The sequence below is a fragment of the Agrobacterium fabrum str. C58 genome (assembly GCF_000092025.1).
In the GTDB taxonomy this organism is placed as follows: domain Bacteria; phylum Pseudomonadota; class Alphaproteobacteria; order Rhizobiales; family Rhizobiaceae; genus Agrobacterium; species Agrobacterium fabrum.
Genome location: NC_003062.2, coordinates 560,232 through 578,197 on the forward strand (window position 1 = coordinate 560,232; position 17,966 = coordinate 578,197).

A 17,966-nucleotide genomic window follows, 5' to 3' on the forward strand; every position below is an offset into this window, starting at 1 on the left:
AGATGAATGTCGCTCACGTCAGCAATGAATACTGCGCAATCGATTTTCAATAACACAGGTAAGCAGACCGACGTTACTTCGAAAAACATTGCCAATGTCGGTAATGCGAACTACGTCAAGCGAACCGCCATTCTCGGCACGACCATGGCCGGAGCGAGTATCGTCTCCAATGGCCGTGCCCAGAATGAAAGTCTTCTTCGACAGACTATCTCCAGCTCTTCTCTTGCTTCCGGCCAGAGCTCCGTTCTGAGCGGTCTCGAGGAAATAAAGAGCATTTTTGGCGGCAACAATTACGAGAGTTCGCCAGCCAACTATATGAAAGAACTGCTCAAGAGCCTGGACGGCTACGCGGCAAAGCCGAGTGATGCGGCGCTGGCAGCGACGGCCGTTACTTCGGCTTCGGATGTCGCCAGTTCGCTCAACAACGCTTCGTCCGAACTGCAGGGGATGCGCCTGCGCGCCGACAAGGAGATGTCCCTCCAGGTCGACAAGCTGAACGGACTGCTTGCGAAGTTCGAAGAAGCCAACAACGAGGTCAAGGCGCAGACAGCGATCGGCGGTGATGCGAGCGATGCGCTCGATCAGCGCGAGACGCTTCTGAAGGACATTTCCTCCATCGTCGGCATCAATGTCGTCAATCGCCCCAACAACGATGTCGCGCTTTACACGACTGACGGCGCGACGCTGTTCGAGATTGTGCCGCGCAGCGTGACCTTCAAGACGCAGCCGGGTTACGACGCAACGACCACGGGCAACGCGATTTACATCGATGGCGTGGCGCTGAAGGCCGGCACTGGCACCAATACCACGGCTGCGGGTTCGCTGCAGGGCCTGATGCAGGTTCGCGACGATCTGGCGCCGACGATGCAGAGCCAGCTCGACGAAATCGCGCGTGGTCTCATCACCATGTTTGCGGAAAAGCCGGCAGACCCGACCAGCGGCCTGCCGAACATGCCGGGCTTGTTCACCTACGGCTCGCCGGCCGCGACGACCATTCCGCCAGACGGAGTTGTCTCTCCCGGGCTCGCAGCCAGCATTACCGTCAACCCGGCGTTAATTATTTCCAAAGGTGGCAATCCGGAATTGTTGCGTGATGGCGGCATCAACGGTACCGATTACGTCATAAACACCGCAACTTCGGGGGGAACCGGTTTTTCCGCCCTGATCCGCAGCTATGTCACTGCTTTTGACGCGCCCATGAATTTTGCCGCGTCGACACGTATCGATACGAATACCAGCATCCTGAAATACGGCACCAACTCGATGGGGTGGCTTGAACAGGAACGTTCCGGTGCGACTTCGGCAAACGAAGCAAAAGGCGCGCTTTATGAGCGCTCCGCCAAGTCTTACTCGAATAATACGGCGGTCAGCCTGGATGAGGAGCTGTCGCTGCTCATGGATATCGAACAATCCTACAAGGCCGCCACGAAACTTGTGACCACCGTCGACGAGATGCTCAAGTCGCTGATGGACATGGTGAGGTAAACGATGAAAACGTCCTTCATTTCATCGCTGGCAATGCAGAACAGCATGCGCAGCACCATCCTGAAGGCTCAGCTTGAGATGACCAATCTCAATACCGAGCTGACGACGGGCAAGCATGCCGATCTCGGTCTGACGCTGGGCGCCAATACCGCCCGCAGCCTCGATCTCAATCGCGACATCGACCGCATCTCCTCGCTGGTCAGCGTCAATTCGATTGCGACGCAACGCCTCAAGTCCTCGCAGACGGCGCTGGACGGCATGGCGAAAGCCGCGCAGGAAATCCAGAAGGTGCTGGTCCCCAACACCAGCAGTGAAGCACCGACGCTGACGACGGTCTCCCAGACCATCTCGAATGCGTTCAACAACTTCACCAGCTTCGCCAATACGGCGGTCAATGGCGAGTTTCTGTTTTCCGGCATCAATACGGATGTGAAGCCCGTCGATGACTATTTCGCGGATGGTTCTCCGCTGAAAGCGGCCTATGAGACGGAACTGAACGCGTTCATGGCGGCGCAGACGCCGCCGGTCGGCGATTTCGCAAGCCTGTCGAAAACGCAGGTCGAAGGCTTCATGACGCATATCGAAGGCGTCTTTAAAGGCACGACCACCGTCACGAACCCGCCGCACACCAGCCTGACGGCCGGCCAGAACTACGATTTCTGGACGACCTTCGGTTCGAAAGCGAGCAACACCAACATGACGAGCCGTATCAGCCAGAACGAGATCGTGGAAACGTCCAGCAACAGCAACTCGCAGGGTATGCGCTATTTCGCACTGACCGCGATGACGTCGATGACGTTCCTTGATCCGAAGGTGGACAGCGGCATCCGCGAAATGGTCGCCATGAAGTCGGTGACGAATATCGGCACCGCCATCAATGGTCTGAACCAGCAGCAAAGCCAGCTCGGTCTTTCCGAAAGCCGTGTTTCAAAAGCCAATGATTCGCTGGAGGCCCAGAAGAAGATCATCGAAACACATCTGCTGGATATTGAGGGGATCGATACCTACGAGGCGAAAACCCGTCTCGACCTGCTGCAGCAGCAGATTGAGATAGCATACAGCCTGACGTCGCGTCTGCAAAAAATGAGTCTGGTAAACTACCTCTGATGAACAGGGGTGGCGGCAGATAAAGGATACATGAATGTACCAGTTTTCCTACGCCGAAATCATGGAGGATGGTGTCGCCAACGCGAAAGATCGCGAGCGGCAGGCGTTGACAAAATCGATCGACCTTCTGGTGGAGGCAAGGGACTCCTCTTCGCAGCGCCACTCGATCGAAGCACTTTTTTACACTCGACGGGTCTGGATCCGCTTCATTGAGGATCTCAAGCAACCCGACAACCAGCTGGCCATGGAACTGAGAGCCAATCTGATTTCCATCGCGATCTGGATTTTGAAAGAGTGCGAACTGATCCGGAAACGTCAGTCGACGAATTTCCAGGGCATAATTGACGTGACAACCATCATCAGGGATGGACTGAAATGAAAAGTACACTTCGAATCTCGCTGAAATCGGGCGAAAAGATTTTCATCAACGGCGCGGTTCTGCGTGTGGATCGCAAGGTGGCGCTGGAATTCCTGAACGATGTCACGTTCCTGCTTGAAAACCACGTTCTGCAGCCCGACCAGGCGACGACGCCGCTCCGGCAGCTTTATTTCATCGCGCAGATGATCCTCATCAACCCGGAAGGGCGCGAGCAATCCACCAACATGTTCCGCAAGTCCGTGAGCATGCTGCTCAATTGCTTCCAGCATGACGAGATTCTGGCGGAACTGAAGCGGATCGACGGGCTGGTTGCCTCCGGCAAGGCTTTCGAAGCGCTGAAGGCCATTCGCGGTCTCTACACGATCGAGGAAAAAATCCTCAGCAATCAGGAAATGACCCCGGCAACGATCGAACAGATTCGTAAGGAGATCGCACCATGGCGGTAGATGCAGTCAACTCGGCAGCCGCTAACCCCTGGGCCAATGCCGGGGCGAGCAGCAGTGACAAGAATGCGGCCTCGCTGAACTATGACAGCTTCCTGAAGCTCCTCATCGCCCAGATGAAGAACCAGGACCCAACCAGCCCGATGGATGCGGGCCAGCAGATGTCGCAGCTGGCAAGCTTCTCGCAGGTCGAGCAGACGATCAAGACCAACACCCACCTGAAGAGCATGCTGCAGGCGGAAGCCCTGACGCGCGCGTCCGATCTTGTCGGCAAGACCGTCATGAGCGCCGATGACAAGGTCACCGGCGTGGTGAAGGAAGTGCAGGTCTTCTCCGACGGCATCGTCGCCGTGACGGAAGCCGGTGATAAAGTGCTGCTACAGGCCGGCGTGGTCTTCTCCAACGGCCCAATCACGACTAAATCTGACGAAACGACGGCTGATTCGAACAACTCGGCCGGTTCCTGATAGTGAGGCGGCATGATGCCGCCTCTATAAAACAAGGATGCGACGATGAACGAGGCCGATGCGCTTGATATCATGCAGGCGGCAGTCTGGACTGTTCTCGTCGCGGCCGGTCCGGCGGTTCTGGCCGCCATGATCGTCGGTGTCGCCATCGCCTTCATTCAGGCCCTGACTCAGGTTCAGGAAATGACGCTGACCTTCGTTCCAAAGATTGTGACGATCATGATCGTCCTCGGTGTCGCCGCCCCCTTTGTGGGCGCGCAGATCGTGCTTTTTTCCAACCTCGTCTTTTCCCGTATCCAGTCGGGCTTCTGACCCCCGTTTTCTTCGGATGCCATCCTCGCGCAAGCTTCAGCGGCTAGGGATAGGCTGAAGGCATCGGCCCGAATTGCGTTCGCTTTTCGAAAACCGATGCCCGGAACCGTGCGACGGCTTTTCCGTCGCCCTTCTCATGAAGAGACAGGACGAATTCATGGCGCAGCCACCAGTCATCTCCTTGCCCAAGGTCAGTCCGAGCATGCGGGATATCGGTTTCGCATTGGGCATCATTTCGATCCTTTGCGTTCTGTTTCTGCCTATTCCGGTCATGCTGGTGGACATCGGTCTGGCGTTCTCGATTGCGCTTTCGGTCCTCATCCTCATGGTGGCGCTCTGGATCCAGCGCCCGCTGGACTTCTCGTCATTCCCGACCGTGCTGCTGATTGCCACAATGATCCGTCTGTCGCTGAACATTGCGACGACGCGTGTCATCCTTTCGCATGGTAACGAGGGGCCGACGGCGGCAGGTGGCGTGATCGCGGGTTTCTCCAGCCTCGTCATGTCCGGTGACTTCGTCATCGGTCTCATCGTCTTCCTGATCCTGATCACGGTCAACTTCATCGTCATCACCAAGGGTGCGACGCGTATCGCCGAAGTCGGCGCGCGCTTCACCCTAGACGCCATCCCCGGCAAGCAGATGTCGATCGATGCGGATCTGTCCGCCGGCATCATCGATGAAAAGGAAGCGCAGCGTCGCCGCCGGGAACTGGAAGAAGAAAGCTCTTTCTTCGGTTCGATGGACGGTGCCTCGAAATTCGTCCGCGGCGACGCGATCGCCGGCCTCATCATCACCGCGATCAACGTTTTCGGCGGCATCATCATCGGTTATTTCCGCCACGGCATGCCGATCGGCGAAGCGGCCGATGTTTTCGTCAAGCTTTCGGTCGGTGATGGTATCGTCTCGCAGATCCCGGCCCTGATCGTATCGCTGGCGGCCGGCCTTCTGGTGTCGCGCGGTGGCACAGCCGGATCGACGGATCAGGCCGTCATCAATCAGCTGAGCGGTTATCCCCGCGCTTTGATGGTCTCGGCCATGCTGATGGGTCTGCTCGCCGTCATTCCGGGCCTTCCCTTCGTGCCCTTCATTTTCCTCGGCGGCATCATGGCCTTTGGCAGCTGGTATATTCCGCGCCAGGCCGAAGCCGAAAGCGCGCTTCGCCGCCAGGAAGAGGAAAACAAGGTTCTCCAGACCACCGAGGCGGAAAAGGATTCCGTCAAGCAGGTGCTGAAGACCGCCGAGATCGAGCTCGCGCTCGGCAAGCAGGTTTCCACCCGCCTTCTCGGCGCGCATCAGGAACTGGCCTTCCGCGTCGGCAAGATGCGCAAGAAATTCGCCACGCAATATGGCTTTGTGGTGCCGGAGATCAAGGTCTCCGACGACATCATGATCCCGGAAAAGGCCTATCAGATCCGCGTCCACGGCACGACGATCGCGTCCAGCAACCTGCGCGTCGGCGATGTGCTGGTCGTGACGGGGGCAGGGCGCAAGCCGAGCATCCCAGGTGATGAAATCCGCGAACCCGCTTTCGGCATGCCGGCCGTCTCGATCCTCGAGACCTTTACCGAGGATCTGAAGCGCGAAGGCTTCCACCCGATCGATAACGTCTCTGTCGTGCTGACGCATCTGAGCGAGGTTATCCGCAACAATCTGCCGCAGCTTCTGTCCTACAAGGACGTCAAGATCCTCATCGACAGGCTTGATCCCGAATACAAGAAGCTGGCTGACGAGATTTGTTCGTCGCACATGTCCTATTCCGGCCTGCAGGCGGTGCTGAAGTTGCTGCTGGCCGAGCGCGTATCGATCCGCAACCTGCATCTCATTTTGGAAGCGGTGGCAGAACTCGCACCGCATGTGCGCAAGACCGAGCAGATCGTCGAACATGTCCGCGTTCGCATGTCGCAGCAGCTCTGCGGCGACCTTGCCGACAATGGCGTGCTGCGCGTCCTGCGACTCGGCAACAAGTGGGACATGGTCTTCCATCAGGCGCTGAAACGCGACCAGAAGGGCGAAATCGTCGAATTTGACATCGATCCGCGCCATCTCGAGGAGTTTTCCGAGCAGGCATCGAAAGTTATCCGTGAATTCATGGATCGCGGGCTGCCCTTTGTCCTTGTAACCTCGCCGGAAACGCGGTCCTATGTGCGCATGATTATCGAGCGACTCTTTGCGACCCTGCCGGTTCTTTCACATGTGGAACTGGCCAAGGGTCTCGAGATCAAGATTCTGGGCGCCATTTCATGATAACCGACCCGCAGGGAACAATCATTGCATTGTTCCTTGCCATCTGCCGCATAGGCGCCTGCTTCATGACCATGCCGGGCTTTTCAAGTTCGCGCATCTCGCCGCAGATTCGCATGCTTCTCTGTGTAGCGGTATCCATGGCGCTTCTGCCCGTCCTGTGGGACACCATCTACCCAAAGGTTTCCGGTGCGAGCCAGGGCGCGGTCGTTGGCCTCATCTTCTCCGAGGTTCTCATCGGCGCAATGTATGGGCTGATCGCCCGTTTCTATACGCTCGGTTTCCAGTTCACCGGTGCGCTCATCGGCGCTTCCATCGGCCTCAGTGCGCCCGGCGGTGCCGATCCCATCGAAGACGTGCAGGAAAACCAGATCGCCAATTTCATCACCTTCGGTGGCCTGCTGGTGCTGTTCATGATGGATTTCCACCACATCGTCCTGAAGGCGCTGGTCGATTCCTATAGCGCCACACCGGTCGGTGCGCTCATCAGCGGACAGAAGATGCTGATCACGCTGACGGATACGCTCAGGGCGTCCTTTTCGATCATGCTGCGGCTGGCGAGCCCCTTTGTTATTTACGGCCTGATGTTCAACGTCGCGGTCGGTCTCATCAACAAGCTGGCGCCGCAAATCCCGGTCTTCTTCATATCGACACCCTTCGTTCTGGCGGGTGGTCTTTTCATGCTTTATTTGTCGGTCGCGGCCCTCATCCGGCAATTCGTGGATGGGTTCGGCCCGGTCTTTATCGGCTTTTGATCGGGAGGAAACGCCATGGCTTCGGACAAGCGCTCGGAAAAGCTCAAGCGTCTGGTAACGGTCCAGCGGCATATGGAAAAAATGGCCGAGGTGGAACTGGCCGATACCACTCGCGTGCGCAGCGAAGTGGCGCAATCCATGGAGAGCACGTTTGAGGCCATGAGTTCCATGGAACCGGTGCATCAGACCTTCTCCAAGCATTATTCGGACCGCTACAGCCGCCTGGTCGTCCAGGACCGCCAGCTCGAAGGCGTTCAGCAGTTTCAGGAAAACAAGGTTCTGAAGGAAAAGACCAAGGCTGACAGGCTGGAGGACAGGATGCATATTGCCCGCGATCTCGAGGATCGCGAGGCGGGTGATAATGCAATCTACGATTTGTTAGAAATTACGAATGTTTCCCACACACCAGCCTCCAGCAAGGTTGGCGATCCATAGTCTTCCCGTTGTTGCATCGCGGGCGTCTGAAATACACCGTTCGCGATGCTTCTTGATTGAGTGAACGCGTCGGCTTTCCTCCGGCACGTTCGTCAGCTCGGGAGTTCGGGACGTGGCGATATCGGTTATAAGCGATCTGGTGATGGATGTGGTTCGTGCGGCGGACCCGCAGGAAGTGCAGGTTGCCCAGGAAAAACTGAAGGCAAACAAGGCGGCTTTTGCCGCAACCAGTCTGGCCGATGCCGGCAAGGGCTTTGGTGCTGCCGTCGATATGCTTGACGGTGCCTCCTCGAAGGCCGGCCTTGGCGATACCAATATTCGCTCGGCACGCACCGAGATTCCCGAAACATATCGCAAATATGAAGCCTCGGTTCTCCAGACCTTCGTTGCCAACATGCTGCCGAAAGACAGCGAGGAAGTTTACGGCAAGGGTAATGCCGGCGAAATCTGGAAGAGCATGATGGCGGAACAGTTTGCCGACACTATTTCCAGAAATGGCGGCGTCGGCATTGCGGAGCAGGCTTACAAGGATGCGCTGCGGAAAGCCGAAAGCAAAGGCATTACCGACGTGTCGATGAATGACAAAGACCACAATGCTGCAATTCGGATGGTGGCGGAGTTCGAGCGGCAGGTCCTCGGCGTTTCCAATGATAAAACGGACGAGGCTTGAGAATGAAAAACCTTAACGAGGAGACAAGCATGGACCTTATGTCGAACGACCACCGTATCCAATCCGTTCTCGGCCGCCTCGAGATGATCATCGACAATGAGAACGACAATATCGGTAAGGACCCGCAGTTCGACTTCAAGGTCTCCAATGCCCATAAGAGCCGTTGCCTTTATGAACTGACGATGCTGGTCCGCGATACACCGCACGAAGATATCGCCGCCGGTTACATGGAGCAGGTGAAGGGCATCAAGTCCAAGCTCGCCACCAATGCCACCCGCGTCGAGGCGCATCTGAACGCGGTTCGCGCTGTCGCGGATCTGCTCAAGAACGCTATTCAGGAAGCCGATACGGACGGCACCTATTCCCAGGAACAATTCCTTTACGGCGCAGCCTCCTGATGTTGAAGCTTCTTCTCACCGGCGTCTGGGTTTGCGCCGTCACGCTCGGCGCGGTGTATTTCTCCGTCCAGATGGCGACGGCGCCGGCGCCGGATGAGGCGGGGGCAAAAAAGGCTGATCTGCAACTGGTCAAGGGCGAAAGCATCACGATCCCCGTCATCAATGATGGTGGAGTGAACGGCTATTTCCTCAGCCGGATTTCGCTGCGCGTCGACAAGGCCAAGATGGCGAAGATCGAACTGCCGGCAACACAGCTGATGACCGATGAACTGTTCACGCTTCTGGCGGGTTCTTCCATGGTCAACATTGCCAATATCTCCACCTTCGATCCCGAAGCCTTCAAGCAGCGCATCCGCGAAGGGTTGAACAAGAGGCTCGATGACGAGGTCGTCGAGGACGTGCTGATCGAGCAGCTCGATTACCTGTCGAAAGCCGACATCCGCGAGCAGAAGGGCAATGGTTCGCCCCACTCTGTCAAACTCGTCGAGGGCGAGAAAGCCGAAGCAGGAGAGGCTGCGGCACCCAGCCACTGACGGAGAGGGAGCGGCGGCGAAACGGCACGCTCTGGTTAATCATCTCTTGCTCCATTCACGAGCATTCGAGAGATTGCTTTCAAGTTAAATTCAACCTGCACCTGTATAACAAACTCATGAACCACCGCCCCGCAGGCCATCCGCCGGGCCGGTGGCGATCGGTTTGGCATTTGGGGGTCGGCAATGAATTTCGCGTCAGGTGTTACGCGCCGGGGATTGCAACGGAATATCCACGGGCTGCGCGTCTGTGATCTCGACTGGAATGGCGCGCTGGAACTGGTCAGCGGCAAGGCTTCGGCCTGTGAAGGGCACACGATGCTCTCCTTCCTGACCATCGAGAAGACAAAGTTGTCACTCAAGGATAATGCCTATCGGCAAATTCTGGAAAGCTGCCTGCTTCTGCCGCAGGGCAAGGGCATGAAAGCCGCCGCGCGGGCCGAACATGGCGAGCCTCTGCCCGCCACCATCGATGGCGTTGCCTTCACCATGGCGCTTCTGACCTACATGGCTGTGCCGAAACGCATCGGCGTGGCGGGCGACGATGCGGCGCAGATCGGTGAAGTGCTTGCCCGGCTGCGTGCCCATGCGCCATGGCACGACTTCGTCATGCTGAACCGGGACGCGGCCGGCGTGAAGGTGGATGTGCTCCTGGCAGGAATGCTCAAGGAAAATCAGGAGACATGGCTGCACCGCAGCGTCAGCCGTGAGGATGCGCGTGTCACCATTGCAGTCGGGCCCCTGTTCAAGGTCCTGTCCTCAGAAGTGGCGGGTATGCCGGACATTTTCCGCAAGCTGCATATGAGCTGGCTCTACAGCCTTTGTGCCGAACCCTGGCACATCGCGCTCGGCAAGAGCTGATATCAAGGGCCGATATCATGCCTTGAAGCGGCGTGTTAACCATTTGTTTGCCACGATCCTTTAACCTCTCGTAAGGTTTTGACAGTCGCCCGTTGCGGGCGGCACCGATGGCGGCAGACGGCTTCAGATGGTTGATGACAATCCGGATATGATCGCGATCCGCCCCGAGGGGGATGATGTCTCTGCGCCCGTGTCGCAGTGGCGCAGGCATTGTCTGCGGTTGCTGACGGCAGGCTGCGTCGCGGCGGCAACGTTCGCCGGCGCTGCTATTCCGCTGCTGCTCATCGATTCCGGTTTTCGCGGTTATGTGTCGCAGGCCCGGATCGAGGTTACCCAGACTGGATACGACGCCCCGGATGCGTCCCGTTTTCTGGCAATGGCGCGGCGGACCCTGCTTTCGCCCTCCGGGCTTGAGCGGGTAACCGCCGATCTGAAGCTGAAACCCGCCGATATGATCGGCGTTCGTAATCAGGGCGAGCTTGGCCTGCTTGTTGATCTCCTGACGGGTGCGCATGCGCGCGTGGTCTCCCCGCGTGAGGCGCTGAATGGCGCCGTGGGCGAAGCGATCCGGCTGGAACTGACCCCCGATGAAAATATGCTTGTTGTGACCGCCAAGGCTGCGACGCCTGACATGGCTATGCGGCTGACGGATTATCTTTCGATGCGCGTGATGGCGGATGGCAAGGCCGGTACCATGACACCGGCGATGCGAGAGATGGAAAGAGCACGGAAAAAGCTGGACGAGGCGGAAGCGGCTCTAAACGGTTTCCAGATGCGCCATGGCGACGCCGTCATGACCGAGGCGCAGCAGCTCGAACAGCAATTGCGTGACGTCAACGACAGTCTGGCGCGCGCCACCCGGCAACAGCAATCCCTCCAGGCCGATCTGGCGTCAGCTTTGGCCCTGAAGCCGAATGACGTGTATTCCAAACCGCTGCCAGCTGGCGCGGCGTTTTCGGCACTTGAGGATGTCAGGCAAAAACAGGCGAGTGCCAGCATGGCGCTTGCCGGTGTTTCCGTGGATTACGGCCCGAAACACCCCCGCCGCATCGCCGCCCAGAACGCCGTTGATGCCGCGCAGGCACTTGCCGCCCCGGCACTGCGCCAGTTGCTCGACGGGCTGCGGGCGGATGAAAAGCGCCTCAATCAGGAGATCGCCACCGCCACGGGCGAGCAGAAGGCATATCTCGACCGCCTGAATGCCCTCGGCGTCGCGCCCGGTGAATTCTCGAGATTGCAGAGTGAGCTGGAAACGGCGCGAAATACCTATCTGGAGGCAAGCGAACGCCGCGACCTGACCGCCTCGGCAACGCCTGCCCTCGAAACCCGCCTGGCGAAGAAGGCCGCACCGGGCGAATTGTCCCGCGACCTGACCCAGGCCGCCATGCTGGCGGGCGGCGGCGCGTTGCTCGGCCTGCTGGGCAGCCTTTATCTGCTCAGCTATCGCCGTCATGACGAGGAGGAGGAGGCTGTTTCGGCCGCCGAAACCGGCAAGGAACCGGCACCCTCCGTCGCAGCGCCACAATTTTCCGAATTCGAACAGATCGAACCGGCCGTATTTGACGACCTGCAGCCTGTCGCTGCGGAAACGACTGTCGAGGCGGAGGAGGACAGCTTCGCCGACTATTACGGCGGAGCCGCCAATGATGCCGACGATATGCCGCTGGACGAACGCGTGCGGCAGGTGCTGATGGGCAATCGCACCGTCAGAACGGTCGACCCCGCATCATCAGGGCTGCCGCCGCTGCTGGCCGAAGCCCTTGCGGGACGCTTCGATCATGCGCAGGCCGAAGCCGAGGAGCTGATGGAATTGCGACGGGAATTGGCGTTCCTGAGAGAGCGTCTCGCCGATTACGCGGATCACCGGGAAGACTACCGCAAAACAGCCTGAAAACGCCGCATTTTAGCTTGCATTCCTGCCAAGAGGGCACCATACGGAGCCTACGTAACCCAGCAGGAGCAGGACGCATGGCAGTTGTGATTGACGGGAAGGCGAAGGCGGCTTCGGTAACGGAGGCGGTCCGCAAATCGGCAGAAGCGCTCGAGGCGGAGAAGGGCGTGAAGCCCGGCCTCGCGGTTGTCATCGTCGGAAATGATCCGGCCAGCCACGCTTACGTGAACTCCAAGAGCAAGATGGCGAAGCAATGCGGTTTCAACTCCATCCAGCACACGCTGCCGGAAGAAACGACGCAGGCGGCACTCTTGAAGCTGGTCGGCGAACTGAACACCGATGCGTCCATCCACGGCATTCTGGTACAACTGCCCCTGCCGAAACATTTCAATTCGGATGAGATCATCCAGTCGATCCTGCCCGAGAAGGATGTCGATGGCCTCAGCGTCCTGAATGCCGGCAAGCTCGCTACCGGCGATCTCGCCACCGGTCTCATTTCCTGCACGCCAGCTGGCGCCATGCTGCTTGTGCGTGGCATTCACGGTGATGACCTTTCCGGCCTCAACGCCGTTGTCATCGGCCGCTCGAACCTGTTCGGCAAGCCCATGGGCCAGCTCCTGCTGAACGCCAACGCCACGGTGACCATGGCGCATTCGCGCACCAAAGATCTTGTCACCGTCTGCAAGACGGCCGATATTCTCGTGGCTGCGGTCGGGCGCGCGGCGATGGTGAAGGGCGACTGGGTAAAGCCCGGCGCAACCGTCATCGATGTCGGCATCAACCGCATTGCCGCACCGGAAAAGGGCGAAGGCAAATCGAAACTGGTGGGCGATGTCGCCTTTGACGAGGCAAGCGCTGTTGCCGCCGCCATCACGCCGGTGCCTGGCGGTGTCGGCCCGATGACGATCGCCATGCTGATGGCCAACACCGTCATCGCTGCCCATCGTGCGCTCGGCAAGACCGCGCCGAAGTTCTGATTGAATTGACCGGCCGGCTACGCCTTCGGAGCCGGCCCCGTCGAAGCGCGCACCACGAGTTCCGCCTTCCAGAGTTCCTGATGCGGTTCCGTCTGGTTGAGCTTGATGCGATTGATCAGGCGCTGACCCACGCGCACCCCGGCTGCCCTCAGCGACGAGCGTGTGGTGGTCAGCGGCACCGAAAAATTATCGGGCTTCAAAAGCGGCAGCACGTCGTCATGGGCGATCAGCGAAATATCCCTGCCGGGCTTTAACCCCCGCTGATTGAGCGAACGGATTGCCCCGAGCGCCAGCGCCGTACTGGCGCAGAGAATGGCGGTCGGTTTTTCCGGGCGTGACAGCAGCGCCTCCATGCCGAGATAACCTTCTTCATCCGTCATGCTGCTATGCCGTTTATTATCCGGGTGCAGGGAAAGCCCATTGGCCGCCAGCGCCTTTTCCACCCCGAGACAGCGCCGGTAGGTGAAATCATAACCTTCCGGGCCATTCAGTAGTCCGATGCGCGTATGGCCAAGCTGCAGGAGAAGCTGGGTCGCATCGTGAAAGGCGCCTTCATTGTCCACGTCGAGATAGGGATAATCCTCCTCCACGCCGACGGAGCGGCCATGCACGAGGAAGGGCAGCGAGAGCGACTGCATCATGGCGATGCGGGGGTCGTTATTTTTCATGTAGGCGAGATAGATGCCGTCGACGCTGCCGCTCGCCGCCAGACCCCGGAGCGCGTCCCGCTCATTTTCGGGTTCGGTCGGCATGATGACGAGATGAAAGCCGCTGCGCGAGGCTTCCTCGCCGAGACCGCTCAGAAACTCACCGAAATGCACGTCGGAGCGGTGGTGCTCGCCGATGGGCATGACAAGACCGATGGAACCGACCTTGCCCGTTGCCAGCCGCTGCGCCGCTGCGTTCGGGCGATAACCGGTCTTTTCGGCCGCTTCCATGACGCGGCGGCGGGTTTCCGCGCTGACCTCGGGATAGCCATTGAGCGCCCGGCTGATGGTCGTCTGCGAAATCCCCAGCAGTTGCGACAACTGTTTCAGGTTCATGTCTGTCATTTCCTCCATGCGCGCGCTCAGGAAAAGGCTAAAAGCCACTCCTCACATTCCCAAAGCGCTTTAGATTTTTACCAGTCCCATCCGCTTTTCTCAATCGAAAATGATAGCCGCCTTTCGAAATAAATACGACTTTTACCGCAGCGCCACAGCGTTTCTGCCAAAAGAGCCTCTTGACTCCATCTCGAAGACAATGAGATGAATAGGTAGCCAAAGCGCTTTGATTGGAAGAGGACGCTTTGAGCCTTTTATGTGATGGGAGGTAAATCACATGCGGAAGACTCTTTTGGCGACGGCGGCCTCTATGGTGCTGCTGTCGGGTTCGGTCTTTGCTGCCGATCTGAAATTCGCACCCGGCGCAGATGCCAAGTTCAACTGGAAAAGCTACGAGGACTTCAAGGCGGCCCATGCCGACCTGAAAGGCCAGACGCTGACGATTTTCGGGCCCTGGCGTGGCGAGGACGAGGCGCTATTCCAGTCGGTGCTCGCCTATTTCGCCGATGCGACGGGCGTGAATGTCCGTTATTCTTCATCGGAAAATTACGAGCAGCAGATCGTCATCGATACGCAGGCCGGTTCCCCGCCCAATATCGCCATCCTGCCGCAGCCCGGCCTTCTGGCCGATCTCGCCGCCAAGGGTTTCCTTGTGCCGCTAGGCGACGACACTGCCAAATGGGTTGAGGAAAATTACGGCGCTGGCAAATCCTGGGTCGATCTCGGCAGCTACAAGGGCAAGGACGGCAACAAGGCCTATTTCGCTTTCCCCTTTAAGGCCGACGTGAAGTCGCTCGTCTGGTATGTGCCTGAGAACTTCGAGGAAGCGGGCTACAAGGTGCCCGAGAGCATGGAAGATCTGCTCAAGCTGACGGACCAGATCGTCGCCGATGGCGGCACGCCGTGGTGCATCGGTCTTGGCTCCGGCGGCGCGACCGGCTGGCCGGCAACCGACTGGGTGGAAGACCTGATGCTGCGCACGCAGCCGCTTGATGTCTACCAGAAGTGGACGACCAACGAGGTGAAATTCACCGATCCGGCCGTGGTTGCGGCGATCAACGAATTCGGCAAATTCGCCAAGAACGAGAAATATGTGAGCGGCGGCGTTGCGGCCGTGGCCTCCACTGACTTCCGCGACAGCCCGAAGGGCCTCTTCGACATTCCGCCGAAGTGCTACCTGCACCATCAGGCATCGTTCATCCCGTCCTTCTTCCCTGAGGGTACCAAGGTTGGGACGGATGCGGATTTCTTCTACATGCCGACTTACGCATCCAAGCCCGAACTCGGCAAGCCGGTTCTCGGCGCGGGTACTCTGGTCACCGTCACCAAGGAAGCGCCGGCTGCCAAGGCATTCGTCGAATTCCTGAAAACCCCGATTGCCCATGAAGTGTGGATGGCGCAGTCCAGCTTCCTGACACCGTATAAGGGTGTGAATGTCGACACCTATGCCAATGAGCAGATGAAGCGTCAGGGTGAAATCCTGACCACGGCGACGACCTTCGGTTTTGATGGCTCCGACCTGATGCCCGGCAAGATCGGCGCTGGCGCATTCTGGACCGGCATGATCGATTTCGTCGGCGGCAAATCCGCCGATCAGGTCGCCGCCGATATCCAGAAGGCTTGGGACGGCCTGAAGTAACCATCGGCCAGGCAAATTCCGGAAAACCGTTCTGCGGTTTTTCGATCAAGATCTGCGGTAAAAAGGCCCGGCGGCTTGCTGCCGGGCCTCATTGAAGGAACTGCCCCGACGACCGCATAAATCAGCGCGGCGCGGAGAGGATCAAGGGAGGGAACATGGCTCAACAACTCGTGTCCGCCATCGGCGTCATGGTAGCCGGCGTTTTTGCCTGCGCTGCCTATTATTGGCTATCCGATAAGGCGTTGCAGATGATCTTTCCCGTCCGCTCGGGAGACGTCATTCACGCATCCCGCAACCTCAACCGACGTGCCGCCGTTCGGCCGTGGCTTTTCATCGGCCCGGCGCTGATCCTGCTGCTCGTTTATCTGGTCTATCCCGTCATCGCCACGCTGATCCTGTCCTTCTATGATAGGACCGGCGCTGAATTCGTCGGCCTTGCCAATTATCGCTGGGCCTTCTTCGATGCCGGTTTCCGCCAGTCGATCTTCAACAATATCCTCTGGCTGGCCGTCGTGCCGGCCGCCTGCACCTTCTTCGGCCTCGTCATTGCCGTTATGACCGACCGCATCTGGTGGGGCAACATCGCCAAATCCATCGTCTTCATGCCGATGGCGATCTCCTTTGTCGGCGCGTCGGTCATCTGGAAGTTCATCTACGAATACCGCGCCGAGGGCCAGGTGCAGATCGGCCTCCTCAACGCCGTCGTCGAATTTTTCGGCGGCAGCCCGGAGGTTTGGATTTCCATGCCCTTCTGGAACAATTTCTTCCTGATGGTGATCCTCATCTGGATCCAGACCGGTTTCGCCATGGTCATCCTGTCGGCGGCGTTGCGCGGCATTCCGGAAGAAACCATCGAGGCGGCCGTCATCGATGGCGCCAATGGCTGGCAGATTTTCTGGAAGATCATGGTTCCACAGATCTGGGGCACCATCGCCGTCGTCTGGACGACCATTACCATCCTCGTGCTCAAGGTCTTCGATATCGTGCTGACCATGACCAACGGCCAATGGAACACCATGGTTCTCGCCAATCTCATGTTCGACTGGATGTTCCGCGGTGGAGGCGATAGCGGCCGAAGTGCTGTGATCGCGCTCATCATCATGGCGGCCGTTACCCCGATCATGGTCTGGAACATCCGCCAGGCAAACCGCGAGATGGAGGGCCGCTGAGATGAACATAATCAAACGTCTTCGCCGCGTCGGCTTGCCGCGCCTCATCGTCCACGCCAGTGTTCTGCTCGTCGTGCTTCTCTGGCTGCTGCCCACCCTCGGCATTCTCGTCAGCTCGCTGCGCGACAAGGACCAAATCACCGTATCCGGCTGGTGGACGGCTTTCTCCAGCTCGGAACAGACGGCGGCGGTTCGCCTTGCCGATGCTTCCGTGCAGAAGCAGGACGGCAGCCGCTATGTCATAGCTGGCAACGTTTTCGAAAACGGGCAGGGTGGCAAGGTAGCCGCGTTCGGCGTCCGCGTACAGGAGCCGACGGCCTTCAAAGCCGGGGAGGCTGCCGATATCGGTGATGGCGAGACACTTCTCGTCAATTCAGACGGCACCTACGAATACAGCAAGGCTGTAAGCTTCGAGGGTTCGCGCGGCAAGCGTGTCTATATTTCCGTCGCGACGCCACCCGTCTTCACGCTCGATAATTATCGCACGGTCCTGACCTCGGAAGGCATCGGCCAGTCCTTCGTCAACTCGCTGACCGTGGCGGTTCCGGCAACCGTCATCCCGATCCTCATCGCCGCCTTCGCCGCCTATGCCCTGTCATGGATGAACTTTTCCGGCCGTAATCTGCTGATCGCCATGGTGGTGGGCCTCATTGTCGTGCCATTGCAGATGTCGCTCATCCCGCTTCTGCGGCTTTATAACGAAATCGGCACCATCTTCGGCGTGCCGTCCAAGACCTATGCCGGTATCTGGCTGGCGCATACCGCCTTTGGCCTGCCGCTCGCCATCTATCTGCTGCGCAACTACATTTCCGGCCTGCCGAAAGAGATCATCGAAAGTGCCCGTGTCGATGGCGCGAGTGATTTCGAAATCTTCGTCAAGATCATCCTGCCGCTGTCCTTCCCGGCGCTCGCCTCCTTCGCCATCTTCCAGTTCCTCTGGACGTGGAACGACCTGCTCGTCGCCATGGTTTTCCTCGGCACGCAGAAGGACGAGCTGGTGCTGACGGGTGCGCTCAACGCGCTGCTTGGCTCGCGCGGCGGCAATTGGGAGATCCTCACCGCCTCGGCCTTTGTCACCATCATCGTGCCGCTTGGCGTCTTCTTCGCCCTTCAACGTTATCTCGTGCGTGGCCTGCTCGCGGGCTCCGTCAAGGGAGGCTGAT

19 protein-coding genes are annotated in these 17,966 nt (G+C 58.7%); 18 read left to right on the top strand and 1 reads right to left on the bottom strand.

The genetic code is table 11. From position 1 onward, the window contains the following. Window positions 1–6 precede the first annotated feature (6 nt). From flgK to ATU_RS02900, 15 genes are all read left to right on the top strand, one after another. A complete protein-coding gene (gene flgK / locus ATU_RS02830; protein ID WP_010970986.1) occupies window positions 7–1,485 on the top strand; it encodes a flagellar hook-associated protein FlgK in 1,479 nt (492 codons plus the stop codon). A gap of 3 nt (window positions 1,486–1,488) precedes the next feature. Then, window positions 1,489–2,592: a flagellar hook-associated family protein gene (locus ATU_RS02835; protein WP_006313041.1), complete on the top strand. Its 1,104-nt coding sequence runs from the start codon at window positions 1,489–1,491 to the stop codon at window positions 2,590–2,592. A gap of 34 nt (window positions 2,593–2,626) precedes the next feature. Beyond that, a complete protein-coding gene (flaF, locus tag ATU_RS02840; protein ID WP_006313042.1) occupies window positions 2,627–2,971 on the top strand; it encodes a flagellar biosynthesis regulator FlaF in 345 nt (114 codons plus the stop codon). Then, window positions 2,968–3,417 carry a flagellar biosynthesis repressor FlbT gene (flbT, locus tag ATU_RS02845; RefSeq protein WP_006313043.1) on the top strand — a complete coding sequence of 150 codons (450 nt, stop codon included), beginning with the start codon at window positions 2,968–2,970 and terminating at the stop codon, window positions 3,415–3,417. Before flaF ends, flbT begins: the two co-directional genes overlap by 4 nt. Next, complete coding sequence (gene flgD, locus ATU_RS02850) at window positions 3,408–3,881, top strand: flagellar hook assembly protein FlgD (protein WP_006313044.1); 474 nt, start codon at window positions 3,408–3,410, stop codon at window positions 3,879–3,881. Before flbT ends, flgD begins: the two co-directional genes overlap by 10 nt. Window positions 3,882–3,926: 45 nt before the next feature. Continuing rightward, complete coding sequence (locus ATU_RS02855; RefSeq protein WP_006313045.1) at window positions 3,927–4,193, top strand: flagellar biosynthetic protein FliQ; 267 nt, start codon at window positions 3,927–3,929, stop codon at window positions 4,191–4,193. Window positions 4,194–4,350: 157 nt separating this feature from the next. Beyond that, window positions 4,351–6,438 (top strand): flagellar biosynthesis protein FlhA, encoded by a 2,088-nt coding sequence (gene flhA, locus ATU_RS02860; protein ID WP_010970987.1) that lies wholly within the window; start codon window positions 4,351–4,353, stop codon window positions 6,436–6,438. Further along, on the top strand, window positions 6,435–7,190 hold the full coding sequence (fliR, locus tag ATU_RS02865) for a flagellar biosynthetic protein FliR (protein WP_035256244.1): 756 nt from the start codon (window positions 6,435–6,437) through the stop codon (window positions 7,188–7,190). The genes flhA and fliR overlap by 4 nt, the downstream gene beginning before the upstream one ends. A gap of 15 nt (window positions 7,191–7,205) precedes the next feature. After that, window positions 7,206–7,625, top strand: coding sequence for a hypothetical protein (locus tag ATU_RS02870; protein WP_010970989.1), 420 nt, complete (start codon window positions 7,206–7,208; stop codon window positions 7,623–7,625). Window positions 7,626–7,737: 112 nt separating this feature from the next. After that, window positions 7,738–8,295 carry a rod-binding protein gene (locus tag ATU_RS02875; RefSeq protein WP_035256247.1) on the top strand — a complete coding sequence of 186 codons (558 nt, stop codon included), beginning with the start codon at window positions 7,738–7,740 and terminating at the stop codon, window positions 8,293–8,295. A gap of 29 nt (window positions 8,296–8,324) precedes the next feature. Continuing rightward, complete coding sequence (locus tag ATU_RS02880) at window positions 8,325–8,693, top strand: hypothetical protein (RefSeq protein WP_010970991.1); 369 nt, start codon at window positions 8,325–8,327, stop codon at window positions 8,691–8,693. Further along, entirely contained in the window at window positions 8,693–9,226 is a 534-nt protein-coding gene (locus ATU_RS02885; protein WP_010972639.1) for a flagellar basal body-associated FliL family protein, read from the top strand. Before ATU_RS02880 ends, ATU_RS02885 begins: the two co-directional genes overlap by 1 nt. Before the next feature lie 183 nt (window positions 9,227–9,409). Next, window positions 9,410–10,084, top strand: a complete 675-nt coding sequence (locus ATU_RS02890; protein WP_010970992.1) for a WecB/TagA/CpsF family glycosyltransferase — start codon at window positions 9,410–9,412, stop codon at window positions 10,082–10,084. Window positions 10,085–10,211: 127 nt separating this feature from the next. Next, a complete protein-coding gene (locus ATU_RS02895) occupies window positions 10,212–11,975 on the top strand; it encodes a GumC domain-containing protein (RefSeq protein WP_010970993.1) in 1,764 nt (587 codons plus the stop codon). A gap of 77 nt (window positions 11,976–12,052) precedes the next feature. Beyond that, window positions 12,053–12,952: a bifunctional methylenetetrahydrofolate dehydrogenase/methenyltetrahydrofolate cyclohydrolase gene (locus tag ATU_RS02900; protein WP_010970994.1), complete on the top strand. Its 900-nt coding sequence runs from the start codon at window positions 12,053–12,055 to the stop codon at window positions 12,950–12,952. Window positions 12,953–12,969: 17 nt separating this feature from the next. Here ATU_RS02900 and ATU_RS02905 read toward each other — a convergent pair whose 3' ends face one another. Continuing rightward, window positions 12,970–13,995, bottom strand: a complete 1,026-nt coding sequence (locus ATU_RS02905; RefSeq protein ID WP_010970995.1) for a LacI family DNA-binding transcriptional regulator — start codon at window positions 13,993–13,995, stop codon at window positions 12,970–12,972. A gap of 277 nt (window positions 13,996–14,272) precedes the next feature. Here ATU_RS02905 and ATU_RS02910 point away from each other — a divergent pair, with 277 nt between their 5' ends. The 3 genes from ATU_RS02910 (at window position 14,273) to ATU_RS02920 (ending at window position 17,965) form a co-directional block, all read left to right on the top strand. Continuing rightward, window positions 14,273–15,634 (top strand): ABC transporter substrate-binding protein, encoded by a 1,362-nt coding sequence (locus tag ATU_RS02910; protein ID WP_010970996.1) that lies wholly within the window; start codon window positions 14,273–14,275, stop codon window positions 15,632–15,634. A gap of 155 nt (window positions 15,635–15,789) precedes the next feature. Continuing rightward, a complete protein-coding gene (locus ATU_RS02915) occupies window positions 15,790–16,803 on the top strand; it encodes a carbohydrate ABC transporter permease (protein WP_035256252.1) in 1,014 nt (337 codons plus the stop codon). Window position 16,804: 1 nt separating this feature from the next. Further along, a complete protein-coding gene (locus ATU_RS02920; protein ID WP_010970998.1) occupies window positions 16,805–17,965 on the top strand; it encodes a carbohydrate ABC transporter permease in 1,161 nt (386 codons plus the stop codon). The last annotated feature ends 1 nt before the right edge of the window (window position 17,966 follow it).